The 12,839-nt window shown below is 60.8% G+C and carries 11 protein-coding genes; 5 read left to right on the top strand and 6 right to left on the bottom strand.

Annotation, left to right across the window (positions count from 1 at the left end; genetic code table 11):
• Window positions 1-97: 97 nt before the first annotated feature.
• The 3 genes from ubiD (at window position 98) to MKS85_RS15140 (ending at window position 3,533) form a co-directional block, all read left to right on the top strand.
• Complete coding sequence (gene ubiD, locus MKS85_RS15150; RefSeq protein WP_039590257.1) at window positions 98-1,564, top strand: 4-hydroxy-3-polyprenylbenzoate decarboxylase; 1,467 nt, start codon at window positions 98-100, stop codon at window positions 1,562-1,564.
• Window positions 1,564-2,532, top strand: coding sequence for a CDP-6-deoxy-delta-3,4-glucoseen reductase (locus tag MKS85_RS15145; protein ID WP_047226093.1), 969 nt, complete (start codon window positions 1,564-1,566; stop codon window positions 2,530-2,532). Before ubiD ends, MKS85_RS15145 begins: the two co-directional genes overlap by 1 nt.
• Before the next feature lie 332 nt (window positions 2,533-2,864).
• Window positions 2,865-3,533: a gamma-glutamylcyclotransferase gene (locus MKS85_RS15140; protein ID WP_047226092.1), complete on the top strand. Its 669-nt coding sequence runs from the start codon at window positions 2,865-2,867 to the stop codon at window positions 3,531-3,533.
• Here the strand turns inward: MKS85_RS15140 and glpT are convergent.
• Both glpT and MKS85_RS15130 read right to left on the bottom strand, forming a co-directional pair.
• Window positions 3,509-4,858 (bottom strand): glycerol-3-phosphate transporter, encoded by a 1,350-nt coding sequence (glpT, locus tag MKS85_RS15135; protein WP_139048909.1) that lies wholly within the window; start codon window positions 4,856-4,858, stop codon window positions 3,509-3,511. The genes MKS85_RS15140 and glpT overlap by 25 nt on opposite strands.
• A 695-nt stretch (window positions 4,859-5,553) precedes the next feature.
• On the bottom strand, window positions 5,554-6,531 hold the full coding sequence (locus MKS85_RS15130; RefSeq protein WP_076383061.1) for an NADPH:quinone oxidoreductase family protein: 978 nt from the start codon (window positions 6,529-6,531) through the stop codon (window positions 5,554-5,556).
• A gap of 150 nt (window positions 6,532-6,681) precedes the next feature.
• Here MKS85_RS15130 and MKS85_RS15125 point away from each other — a divergent pair, with 150 nt between their 5' ends.
• Window positions 6,682-7,089, top strand: coding sequence for a flagellar basal body-associated protein FliL (locus MKS85_RS15125; RefSeq protein ID WP_076386501.1), 408 nt, complete (start codon window positions 6,682-6,684; stop codon window positions 7,087-7,089).
• Window positions 7,090-7,156: 67 nt separating this feature from the next.
• Here the strand turns inward: MKS85_RS15125 and MKS85_RS15120 are convergent, their stop codons facing one another.
• The 4 genes from MKS85_RS15120 to MKS85_RS15105 all read right to left on the bottom strand — a co-directional run bounded on the left by MKS85_RS15120 (window position 7,157) and on the right by MKS85_RS15105 (window position 12,491).
• Entirely contained in the window at window positions 7,157-8,275 is a 1,119-nt protein-coding gene (locus MKS85_RS15120; RefSeq protein WP_188251429.1) for an ABC transporter permease, read from the bottom strand.
• Window positions 8,275-10,998: a ribosome-associated ATPase/putative transporter RbbA gene (rbbA, locus tag MKS85_RS15115; protein ID WP_310663011.1), complete on the bottom strand. Its 2,724-nt coding sequence runs from the start codon at window positions 10,996-10,998 to the stop codon at window positions 8,275-8,277. The genes MKS85_RS15120 and rbbA overlap by 1 nt, the downstream gene beginning before the upstream one ends.
• Entirely contained in the window at window positions 10,995-11,960 is a 966-nt protein-coding gene (locus MKS85_RS15110) for an HlyD family secretion protein (protein ID WP_047226087.1), read from the bottom strand. The genes rbbA and MKS85_RS15110 overlap by 4 nt, the downstream gene beginning before the upstream one ends.
• An 81-nt stretch (window positions 11,961-12,041) precedes the next feature.
• Window positions 12,042-12,491 (bottom strand): EVE domain-containing protein, encoded by a 450-nt coding sequence (locus tag MKS85_RS15105; protein WP_047226086.1) that lies wholly within the window; start codon window positions 12,489-12,491, stop codon window positions 12,042-12,044.
• Between the two features lie 195 nt (window positions 12,492-12,686).
• On the opposite strand from MKS85_RS15105, the gene MKS85_RS15100 reads away from it, so the two are divergent.
• Window positions 12,687-12,833, top strand: a complete 147-nt coding sequence (locus tag MKS85_RS15100) for a hypothetical protein (protein WP_092395219.1) — start codon at window positions 12,687-12,689, stop codon at window positions 12,831-12,833.
• The last annotated feature ends 6 nt before the right edge of the window (window positions 12,834-12,839 follow it).

Raw genomic sequence — 12,839 nt, 5'->3', positions numbered from 1 at the left:
GGGAAACCCGGCTTTTTGCTATCCGTGCATTCACTATTTTGAACGGGCGGCGTTAAACTCGGGCCCCCGAACGCCACGGCTACCATGAGGCTTTTGCATGCAGTATCGCGACTTGCGCGACTTTATCAGCGGTCTGGAACAGCGCGGCGAACTCAAGCGCATCCAGGTGCCGGTGTCCCCCGTACTGGAAATGACCGAGGTCTGCGACCGTACGCTGCGAGCCAAAGGCCCGGCGCTGTTGTTTGAAAACCCGACCGGTTATGACATCCCGGTGCTGGGCAACCTGTTCGGCACGCCGGAGCGCGTGGCCTTGGGCATGGGCGCCGAAGCCGTCAGCGAATTGCGCGAGATCGGCAAGCTGCTGGCGTTTCTCAAGGAGCCTGAGCCGCCCAAAGGCCTGAAGGATGCGTGGTCCAAGCTGCCGATCTTCCGCAAGATCATTTCCATGGCGCCGAAAGTCGTCAAGGACGCCATCTGCCAGGAAGTGGTGATCGAAGGCGACGATGTCGACCTGGCAATGTTGCCGGTACAGACCTGCTGGCCGGGCGACGTGGGGCCGCTGATTACCTGGGGCCTGACCGTCACCAAAGGTCCGAACAAGGACCGTCAGAACCTCGGTATCTACCGTCAGCAGGTCATTGGCCGGAACAAGGTCATCATGCGCTGGCTGAGCCACCGTGGCGGTGCACTGGATTACCGGGAATGGTGTGAAAAACATCCTGGGCAACCGTTTCCGGTGTCCGTGGCCCTCGGCGCGGACCCGGCGACCATTCTCGGCGCTGTCACGCCAGTGCCTGACAGCCTCTCCGAATATGCTTTCGCCGGGCTGTTGCGTGGCAACCGCACCGAACTGGTGAAATGCCGCGGGAACGACCTGCAAGTGCCGGCCACTGCCGAGATTATTCTTGAAGGCGTGATCCATCCCGGCGAAATGGCCGATGAAGGTCCGTATGGCGACCACACCGGCTACTACAATGAAGTCGACAGCTTTCCGGTGTTCACCGTCGAGCGCATTACGCATCGGATCAAGCCGATTTACCACAGTACCTACACTGGCCGTCCGCCTGATGAGCCGGCCATTCTCGGGGTGGCTCTGAACGAAGTGTTCGTGCCGATCCTGCAGAAGCAATTTCCCGAGATCACCGACTTCTACCTGCCGCCGGAAGGCTGCTCTTACCGCATGGCCGTGGTGACCATGAAGAAGTCGTACCCGGGACATGCCAAGCGAGTCATGCTGGGGGTCTGGTCGTTTTTGCGACAGTTCATGTACACCAAGTTCGTTATTGTCACTGACGACGATATCAACGCACGAGACTGGAACGACGTGATCTGGGCCATCACCACGCGCATGGACCCCAAGCGTGACACGGTGATGATCGAGAATACGCCGATCGATTACCTCGACTTTGCCTCGCCGGTGTCCGGCCTGGGGTCGAAGATGGGACTCGATGCCACGCACAAATGGCCCGGTGAAACCACCCGTGAGTGGGGCCGGGTGATCGTCAAGGATGAAGCCGTTACCCAACGGATCGATGCCATCTGGAATCAGTTAGGAATAGATTGATGCGTGTAACCTTGCAGCCTTCCGGGGCGGTGTTGGATATCCGGCCCGCCGAGCGGATTCTCGATGGCGCGCGACGCCTGGGCTACGAGTGCCCGCAAAGCTGCCGCAATGGCAACTGCCATGTCTGTGGTGCGCTGTTAGTGGAAGGCCGCGTGAAGCAGGCGGGTGAAGTGCGCGATCACGGTGAGATTTTCACCTGCATTGCCGAGCCCCTGGAGGACTGTGTGGTGCTCTGGGATGGCGTGCTGTCACCGGGCGAGTTGCCGGTGCGCAGCCTGGCGTGCCAGGTCACTGAATGCGCCGACGTGGGCGGTGATGTCTGGCGAGTACGCCTGCGCGCGCCGGCGGGCAAGCCGCCGCGCTATCACGCGGGGCAGTACCTGATGATCGAGCGGGAAAATGGCGAGAAATCGGCGTTTTCCCTGGCCTCGGCGCCGCATTCGGGGCGCGAGCTGCAATTGCACGTATTAGTGCGCGAAAACAGTGCGCAGACATTGTTGGAGCAACTTCAGCGTAACCCCAATGTGCGCATCGAAATGCCCTTTGGCGACACCCATTTGTCCGAGTTGCCGGAGGGCCCACTGGTGTTGATTGCCGCCGGTACCGGCATGGCGCAGATGCACAGCCTGATCGAACATTGCCGCGCAGCGGGTTTCAAGCACCCTGTGCATCTGTATTGGGGGGTGCGGCGTCCGGAAGATTTCTATGAAATCGAGCATTGGGATGAGTGGAAAAAACTGCCGAACCTGTATCTGCACAAAGTCGTCAGCGACCTGTGCGGCTGGACAGGTCGTTGCGGGATGCTTCACGAAGCTGTGTGCGAGGACATCAGCAATCTCAAGGATGTGCATGTCTATGCCAGCGGTTCGCCGGCCATGATCTATGCCACGCTCGATGCCTTGGTAGAGGCCGGAATGGACGCCCACCAAATGCGCGCCGACGTGTTTGCCTATGCGCCGCGCTCTTGAGCCGCTCTTGAGCGGCTCTTGAAGCTTGATTGAGGTCTGTTTTTTTGTAGCGAGAGAATTTCAGCTTTGTGGGAGCAAAGCTTGCTCGCGAAACAGGCACCTCGCTCTCTGAAAGACTGCATCGCTCTCATCGCGGGCGAGCCTTGCTCCCACAGGGTCATATACCTGGCGATATATCGATTCGATATTTAGTACGCGCGCTGGATGTCGTTAAGGTATATGCCTGAGTTCCAGGCATTCATGGCATCCAACTTGCCTTGATTCTGATCAGCGTCAGTGTCATGACGGCGCTACCCCACTTCCGACCCGCGAGGAGCCAACTGCTACCGGCCATGACCGCTATCGAATCCGCCTTTGCCAGCGCCCCATACCCGCCACGCCTCGACCTGGGGCCGCAGCTGACCCATGAGCAGCTGCGCACGTCGATGCAATCGACCATGAGTCTGCACCAGGGCGGGCCAGTGTGGTTGTTCGCTTATGGTTCGTTGATCTGGCGGCCGGAATGCACGGCGGTGGAGCGGGTGCGCGGCCGGGTTCACGGTTATCATCGCGGTTTGTATTTGTGGTCTCACGAACACCGTGGCACCCCTGAATTGCCGGGGCTGGTGTTTGGGCTGGATCGCGGCGGTTCGTGCAGCGGTTTTGCCTATCGATTGCCACAAGACAATCTTGAGGATTCGCTGTTTGCCTTGTGGCAGCGCGAGATGCCGTTCCCGTCCTATCGTCCGCACTGGCTCAGTTGCCGTCTCGAAGATGGCAGCCGGGTGCAGGCCTTGGGTTTCGTGCTGGAGCGACACCTGCCCAGCTATGCCGGCAACTTGCCGGATCATGTGCTGAGCCAGGTGTTCGAAAGCGCCTGTGGGCGCTATGGCACCACGCGCGATTATGTCGAGCAGACCATCCACGCCTTGCGCAGCCACGCCATGCCAGACCGGAATCTGGAGGCGCGGCTCAAACGCTGCAAATCAGCCCTGGATCAGGCCACCGCTTCGCGGCTCTGACTAGCGATTTGCTTGTGCCACAAGGTTGGCGCGAGGAATGCCATCGCCAGCAGGCAAGCGCCCACCAGCAATACAAAACCACCGTCCCAGCCGAAGTGGTCCACTGTGTAGCCCATGGCAGCACTGGCCGCGACCGAGCCGCCCAGGTAGCCAAACAGGCCTGTGAACCCGGCAGCGGTGCCGGCGGCTTTCTTTGGCGCCAGCTCCAGCGCCTGTAAACCAATCAGCATCACCGGGCCGTAGATCAGAAAGCCAATCGAAACCAGGGCGATCATGTCCACGGTCGGGTTGCCGGCCGGGTTCAGCCAGTACACAAGTGTCGCCACGGTCACCAGCGCCATGAACACCATGCCCGTCAGGCCACGGTTGCCGCGGAAGATTTTGTCCGACATCCAGCCGCACAGTAACGTGCCGGGGATGCCTGCCCACTCATACAAGAAGTACGCCCAGGAGGTTTTATCCACCGTGAAGCCTTTGGCTTCCTTGAGGTAGGTGGGCGCCCAGTCCAGCACGCCGTAGCGCAGCAGGTAAACAAAGACGTTTGCCATGGCGATGTACCAGAGCATTTTGTTGCGCAGCACGTACTTGACGAAGATTTCCTTGGCGCTGAACTCGTTCTCGTGACTGGCGTCGTAGCCTTCCGGGTAATCGTTCTTGTATTTTTCGATCGGCGGCAAGCCTACCGATTGCGGGGTGTCGCGCATGGTCGCGAAGGCAAACAGCGCCACCAGTAGCGCCACGGCCGCCGGTACATAAAACGCCGCATGCCAGTCATTGAACCAGCCCATCCCAAGCAGGAACAACGGCCCAATCAAGCCACCGCCGACGTTATGCGCCACGTTCCAGACGGACACCACACCGCCGCGTTCTTTCTGCGACCACCAGTGCACCATGGTCCGGCCGCTGGGTGGCCAACCCATGCCCTGGGCCCAGCCATTGATGAACAGCAGGATGAACATCATGGTTACGCTGGATGTTGCCCAAGGTGCGAAACCGAAAATGAACATCACCCCCGCCGAGACCAGCAAACCGAATGGCAGGAAATAGCGCGGGTTGGAACGGTCGGACACCAGGCCCATCAGGAACTTCGAAAGCCCGTAGGCGATGGCAATGGCCGACATGGCCAGACCCAACTGACCCCGGGTGTAGCCCTCGTCGATCAGGTACGGCATGGCCAGGGAGAAGTTTTTGCGCAGCAGGTAATAACCGGCGTAGCCGATGAAGATGCCGGCGAAAATCTGCCAGCGAAGGCGTCGGTAGGTGCTGTCTATTTTTTCTTCAGGCAGGGGCGCCTGATGTACGGCAGGACGAAAGAAAGCAAACATTCAAGGGCTCCAGATTCTTGTTATGACTGCGGATGCGAATGTTACAGTTTCGTTACCGAAAATAGCATCGCTTCTCATCACTTAAACAATGGAAATTTCCCTGAATGAATGTTCTTAAATGAACATGTCGCGCAGAAATACGCCGATGGCGTTGTAGGAATTGCCTTGTAAGGTCTCTTTACTCCTGCACTCCATCGTTGCGGGACAAGAAAGTAGGAAACGTCCTTCAACCAACACAGAAGTCTCGCCATTCAACTAATGAGCCTCGCTCTTTACACTTCACGTTTCTGCCGGAGCTGGCATTCAGGTGAGGAACGGTATGAGGGGGTGTGCTGTGATGCTGCTGTGCTTGGGCAGTGCGAGTTGGGCCGCTCAGGTTTTATGGGTGCCCGAGAACAATCCCGAGCCAGCCTCCCCGGCAGCGCAGACGCAAGCCGTGGAATCGTTGGAATTCCATCCGGAGGGCGAGCCGATCGATGCAGACAAATTGGCCGAGGCCTGGAAGTGCTCGGACATCAACGTGCATGGCGCCAACCATGGGTGCAGAAGTTGCGCTCGTTCCATTACACGCGCCGCTACGTGTCCGATGTGTTTTTCGGCAAGTAGATGCCGGGCGCCGGGCGTTTTGCCTTGATCGCCAGATTCAATCGTCACGCGGTCCGCCGCTTTTGGCACGCGGACCGCTTGATTGACTATCAACGCACCTGCACCACCACCTTCCCCACGGCTTTGCGCTGGCCCAGGTCATTGATCGCCTGGGCGGCGTTGCTCAATGGATACACCTGCGAGACCAGTGGCTTGAGCTTGCCTTCGGTGAACCAGCTAAACAATTGCTGGAAGTTGGCGGCGTTGTCCTGGGGTTGGCGTTGGGCGAAGGAGCCCCAGAACACGCCGACCACGGCGGCGCCCTTGAGCAGGGCCAGGTTTACCGGAAGCTCGGGGATGCGTCCGCTGGCAAAGCCGACCACCAATAGCCGGCCGTTCCAGGCGATGGCGCGAATGGCCTGGTCAAACAGATCGCCGCCCACCGGGTCGTAAATCACATCGGCGCCTTGGCCGTCGGTGAGGCGTTTGATTTCATCCTTGAGGCTGGTTTCGCTGTAGTTGATCAGTTCGTCGGCACCGGCAGCCTTGGCCACGGCCAGCTTCTCTGCACTGCTGGCGGCGGCAATCACCCGGGCGCCCATGGCCTTGCCGATCTCCACGGCCGCCAGGCCGACGCCGCCCGATGCACCGAGCACCAGCAGGGTTTCGCCGGGTTGCAGGTTGGCCCGTTGCTTGAGGGCATGCATCGACGTGCCGTAGGTCATGCTGAAGGCGGCGGCGGTGTTGAAGTCCATGGACGAGGGGATGGGCAACACGTTGTAGCCTGGCACGGCCACCTGTTCGGCAAAGCTGCCCCAGCCGGTCAACGCCATGACCCGGTCACCGACCTTCAGGTGGCTGACCTTTTCGCCCACGGCGCTGATGACGCCCGCTGCTTCGCCGCCGGGGGAAAACGGGAAGGGTGGTTTGAATTGGTATTTGCCCTCGATGATCAGCGTGTCAGGGAAGTTCACGCCGGCGGCATGCACATCCAGCAGCACTTCGTTCTTCTTCGCGACGGGGCTGGCGACGTCTTCCAGCACCAGCGATTCGGCAGGACCGAATTCTTTGCACAGCACGGCTTTCATCAGGGCTATTCCTTTGGGAGTGATGGCCGATAAGTGTAGGTGTGAGAGTCAATGGGTCAACGAGCATGCCCTGCCCTGATAGCCGGCCATAAGCTTGTGCTTGAACGGCGGGTCGGTATGCTGGGCCGCAAACCGTATGAGGAGTCGAATGTGAAAGCGTGGATCATGTTGATGCTGGCCCTGTCGTTGCCTGTGACGGCAACGGCCGAGGAAGCCAAAGAAGGCGAGGCGCCGAAGGTCAGTTACATCACCCTCAGCCCGCCGTTCGTGGGCAACTATGGCTTGGACGGCTCGGCAAAGCTGAGGGTGTACAAGGCCGATGTGGCCCTGCGTGTCACGGGGGATGCCGCCGCTGCAGCGGTGAAGGCCAACGAGCCGCTGATCCGTAATCAGCTGGTTGCGCTGTTCGCCCAACAGACCACCGAGGCCATGAACAATATCGAAGCCAAGGAAAAACTGCGTCAGGAAGCCTTGAAGCAGACCCAGCAGATCATGAACGACGAAACCGGCAAGCCGATGGTGGATGACCTGTTGTTCAATAACCTGATCATTCAATAAACCCGCTAGATCGCAGCCTTTGGCAGTGCCCGGATCCCCAGGCGCTACCCAAGGCTGCTTTTTTTCGTCAAGACGCCAGGCTTTTGCGAAACCGGCCCAGGGCGATTGCGAAGAACAACAGCCCGATCGCCGCCAGTGCCAGCAGGTCTGGCCATACCACGCTCACGCCTGCATCACGGAACAGGATCGCCGCGCTGAGGCTGACGAAATGGGTCGAAGGCGAACCTTGCATCACCCATTGCAACCATTGCGGCATGCTGTCCAGCGGCGTGCTGCCGCCCGACAACAGCAGCATCGGAATGATGACCGGGATCGACAGTAAGCCGAACTGGGGCGTCGAACGGGCAAGGGTGGCGAGAAAAATACCCAGGGCGGTGCTGGCGAACAGGTAGAGCGCAGTCACCAGCAGGAAGAGCAGCATGGAGCCGGCGAGCGGAACGCCCAGTGCGAACTTGACGATGATTTCCAGCGACGCCCAGGTACATAGCACCACCACCAGCATGTTGCTCCAGATTTTCGCCAGCATGATTTCCAAGGCCGTGAGCGGCAGCACCAGCAAGTGATCGAGGGTGCCGTGCTCGCGCTCGCGCAACAGCGCCGTGCCCGTCAGGATGATGGCCAGGATCGTGATGTTGTTGACGATCTGGATCACTGCGAGGAACCAGCCACCTTCCAGATTGGTATTGAACAGCGAACGAGTGGTCAATCTCACGGGCGTTTGTTCGCTCGCTTGTGCCTGGTCGGCATAGGTCGTCAGTTCCTGTTGGAAAATCCGTCCGATGTAGCCGGCTCCCATGAACGCCTGGCTCATGGCCGTGGCATCGACGTTGAGTTGCAGCGTCGGTTCGCGTCCTGCGAGCAGGTCGGCCTGGAAATTGGCGGGCACGTTAATGACGAAGGTGTAGCGGCCATTGTCCATGACCTTGTCCAGTTCGGCGTAGGGCAGTGCCACCGGGCTCTGGAACTCCGGCGGTTGCAGGACCAGGGCCAATTGGCGCGAGAGATGGCTCTGGTCTTCGTCCACTATTGCGACACTGGCGTTGTGCACGCCGATCACCGAACCGGCGGCCGGCATGTAGATCGCCACGGTGAAGGCGTAGCCCAGGAACAGCAGCAGAACGGAGTCGTAGCGCAGGCTGGTCAGTTCCTTGAGCCCAAGACGCCAGATATGTGAAAGCGTATGCATCAGGCCTCCTGCTTCTTCAGCATGATCAGGCTGAGCCCGGTGAAGCCCAGGAAAAACCCGAACAACGCCAGGCATTGTGGCCATAGCTGGCGCAGATCAAGGGCCTTGGTGAAGGTGCCGACGGCGATGTCGAGGAAGTGCCCGGCGGGAAACAGCTGGCCCATCACCGAGGCTGCACCGTCCAGGGATGAGCGCGGCACGATCAGCCCTGAGAACTGGATGGTCGGGAGGCTGGTGATGATCATGGTGCCGAGGATCGCGGCGATCTGGGTGCGGGTGAATGCCGAGATCAACAGCCCCATGCTGGTGGTCGCCAGCACATAGAGCAGGCCGCCCAACGCCAGCGTCAGGGCGCTGCCCTTGAATGGCACGCCAAACAGCCAGCGGTTCATCGCGGTCAGCAGGGCCAGGTTGATCAGGCTTACCGCCAGGTAGGGCACTTGTTTGCCCAGCAGGAACTCCAGGCGGGTCAGCGGCGTAGCGTAGAAGTTGGTGATCGAGCCCAGTTCCTTTTCCCGCACGATGCCCAGCGCCGTCAACATGGCCGGAATGAATGCGAGGATCAGCGCCATGACCCCTGGGCCGATGGCGTTGACGCTGACCACGTCCTGGTTATAACGAAAGCGTGTCTCCAGCTTCGCGCTGGGTTGCCGGGTGGGCGCGCGACTGCTGGATTCAGCCAGTTGCTCAAGGTTGGCCTGGTGCACCGCCTGGACGTAGTTGCGACTGGTCTCGGCCCGAAACGGTATGCCGCCATCCAACCAGGCGCCCACTGTCGGTTGGCGGCCGGCGTAGAGGTCTCGACCGAAACCGGGGGGGATTTCCAGGGCCAGCTTGATCTCCGAGCGCTGCAAGCGTCGGTGTAGCTCCTTTGCATCGCGGATGATCGGTCGTTCTTCGAAGTAGCGTGAGCTGCGGAACGCCTCCAGATAGGCACGGCTTTGCGGGCTCTGATCCTGGTCATACACGGCGAAGGCCAGTTTCTCCACGTCGAGGGAAATACCGAAGCCGAAGACCACCATCATGAACAATGCCCCCAGCAGGGCGAATGCCATCCGCACTTTGTCGCGCAGCAACTCCTTGCCCTCCCGACTGGCGACGGCCCACAGGCGACCGAGGCTCAGGCCGCGCCGGTCCCGGGGCGCGCCGGCGTTCTCAAGGGTCACGGGGGCGGCGTCTTGCTGCGTTTCGCCCTGGGCGTTTTCCAGGCAGGTGACGAACGCGGCTTCCAGCGTCTGACCGCTGAACTGCGCTTGCAAGGCCGCTGGCGTGTCGCAGGCCAGGACCTTGCCGGCGTGCATCAGCGAAATGCGATCGCAGCGCTGGGCCTCGTTCATGAAGTGCGTGGAAAGGAAAATCGTCACACCTTGCTCGCGAGACAACTCGATCAACAGTCGCCAGAAATCATCCCGCGCGGCCGGATCGACGCCTGAGGTCGGCTCGTCGAGGATCAGTACTTCCGGGCGATGCAAAACCGCCACCGCCAGGGACAGGCGCTGCCGCAGGCCCAGTGGTAGCGCCCCGGACGTTTGGTCCGCCAGTTCCTGGAGATTGAAGCGCTGGATAAGTTCATCGATGCGCTGGCGGCTGTCTGTAGTGGGCAGATCGAACAGCTTGGCGTGCAGCTCCAGGTTTTGGCGCACGCTCAGTTCGCCGTAGAGCGAAAAGCTCTGGGACATGAAACCCACCCGCTTGCGGGTGGCGAGGTCCTTGGCGTTGACCGGGTTACCCAGCAGCCGGGCACTGCCTTCGCTGGCGGGGATCAGTCCGGTCAGCACCTTCATGGTGGTGGTCTTGCCGCAACCGTTGGAACCCAGGAAGCCAAAGATTTCACCGCGACCAATCGCGAAGCTGACGTTATCGACGGCGGTGAAATCGCCGAAGCGCAAGGTGAGATCGTGGGCTTGGATGGCAATGTCGGTAGTGTTGGCGGTCCTGGGGGGGATCACCAGCGGTTCGGCGTCATGGCCGCTGCCGCCTTGGAAGTGGGTGAAGGCCGAATCGAGCTTGCCGTCCGGGGTGACCTTGGCCAGCTCCGCACTCAAGCCCTTGGCGATCAAGCGACCGTTGTCGAGCATCAGGCAGTGCTCGAATTGCTCGGCCTCTTCCATGTATGCCGTGGCGACCAGCAGGGTCAGTTGCGGTCTTTGCCGGCGCACGCTCTCTATCAGTTCCCAGAAGCGTCGCCGGGACAGCGGGTCCACGCCCGTGGTGGGTTCGTCGAGAATCAGCAGGTCCGGTTCATGGATCAGCGCACAACACAGGCCGAGCTTTTGTTTCATGCCGCCGGACAGTTTGCCTGCTGGACGGTCGGCAAAACGCTGCAGATCGGTGGCCAGCAGCAAGGTCCCCATGCGTTGTTCGCATTCTGCTCGCGATAGCCCGAACAATGTGCCGAAGAACCGAATGTTCTCGCCTATCGACAGGTCCGGGTAAAGGTTGCCCCCCAACCCTTGGGGCATGAAGGCAATGCGTCGGTAGAGAGTCTTGCGATGGCGTCGATCGTCAATCGAGGCGCCGAGCACATCCAGTTGGCCATGCTGGAGCTTCTTCACCCCGGCAATCAGCCCCAACAGGCTCGATTTGCCGGCACCGTCCGGGCCGATCAGGCCACAGCGAGTGCCGGCGGGCAGGCTGAAGGCGATTTCGCTCAGCGCCACATGCTGGCCGTAGCGATGTTCGAGACCCGAGGCGTGCAATGCCTCGCCGGCGGTGGCGCTCATCGCAAGTTGGCCGGCCAGTCAATGGGCGCCGTGCGCACGTAACCGGCCCCGGGCATACCCGGTTTTGCCTGGGGCACTTCGCCGGGACGGGTCAGGTGCACTTTGACGCGGAACACCAGTTTCTGGCGCTCATCACGGGTTTCGACTTCCTTGGGGGTGAACTGGGATTTGGCCGCGACGAAGCTGACTTTGGCCGGTAGCGGCCGCTCGGGCAGGGCGTCGAGCAACAGTCGCGCTTCATCGCCCACCGCCAGTTTCCCGGCCACCGACGCCGGCAGGTAGAGGTTCATGTACTGGTCGCTCGGATCGATCATCAGCAATACTCGACCGCCGGCGCCGAGCACTTCACCTGGCTCGGCCAGGCGCAACTGGATCACGCCGTCGAGGGGGGCCCGCAAGGTGCTGTCATCTATTTCGCTGGTGAGCTGGGCCACCTGGGCCAAGGTCGCGCCGATGGCCGCATTCGCCGCCGATACCTGGGCCCGGGCGGCGTTGACCGCAGCGTTGGCGGTGTCGACGCGGGCTTGTTGCTGGTCGAGGACCTGGCCGCTGGCGTAACCGCGCTTGAACAGTTCTTGGGTCCGCTTGAGTTCTTGATGGGCGAGCAATTGTTCGCTCTGGCGCAGTTGCACGTTGGCTTCGGTGGCGGCGAGGTTCTGCCGGGCCCGGGTGACTTCGGCTTCGGCCTGGTTGCGCTGGGCCTCCAGGGTGCGGGTGTCCATGCGCGCGAGCACTTGGCCCTTGATGACGTTGTCGCCTTCGTCGACCTGAACGTCGGCCAGGCGCCCGGGTGTCTTGCTGGCGATCTGGACTTCGGTGGCCTCAAGGCGGCCATTGCCCATGCTCAAGCCTTCCGGCAGGCGATCCTGGCGTGACTTCCAATAGCCAAATCCACCGGCGGCCAGCAACAGAGCCATCAAGGCGAAGGCAAAAAAGCGAGAGGTACGATGGTTCGTCGACATGTCCGGCATCCTGCGGCTGTAGCATCGAAGTCTGCAGGATCAGCGACCGACCCCGCTTGATGTCCATCAACTCATCGGCGATCAGCGCAGCGCAATCACCGCTGCCCATTGTTCGGCCGTGACGGGCATCACCGACAGCCGTGAGCCTTTCTGCACCAGCGGCATTTCAGCCAGGGCGGTCTGTTGCTTGAGGTAGTCGAGCTTCAGCACGCGGGGGAATGTTTCGACGTGGGCCACGTCGATCGCGGTCCAGGGGTTTTTATCCGGCCCGGCCTTGGGGTCGAAGTAATGGCTGTCGGGTTCCAGCGCCGTTGGGTCAGGGTAGGCCGCGCGGACGATTCGGCCGATCCCGGCAATGCCTGGCTCGGGGCAACTGGAGTGGTAGAAAAAGAACGCATCGCCCACCGCCATGGCCCGCAGGAAGTTGCGCGCCTGGTAGTTGCGCACCCCGTCCCATCGCGCCTGGCCGAGCTTTTCCAGACCCTGGATGGACAATTCGTCGGGCTCGGATTTCATCAGCCAATAGGCCATGATTTCTACTCCTGGGCGGTAATGATAAAAAAAGTTCAGCGATCTTATGACAAACCGACAGTCGGTTGACGCCAGAGTTTGCGTGTTGCAGCAGGTTGCCGCAAAATGCCGGCCTTCCAAGCTTTACGCTGCTGCACGGCCAATAAGAAAACCGCTGCTGTCATCGTGTGTGATATGCCTTGAGGGGGGCAATCGATGAAACGCAAACCGGATTTGTTGTGGATCTTGGTCATTCTGTTCGGCCTGGGGGTCGTTACCACGGGATACGCCCAGAGTCTGTGGGCCAGCAAGACCGATACACCGATGGAAATCACCCAGCCCGCGCCTTCGCTCAAACGCTGAGCCGGT

This window comes from Pseudomonas sp. JL2 (assembly GCF_031570495.1).
Lineage (GTDB): Bacteria > Pseudomonadota > Gammaproteobacteria > Pseudomonadales > Pseudomonadaceae > Aquipseudomonas > Aquipseudomonas rhizophila.
Note: the sequence above shows the minus strand (reverse complement) of the source record. Positions and strands in the feature narration are given on the sequence as shown.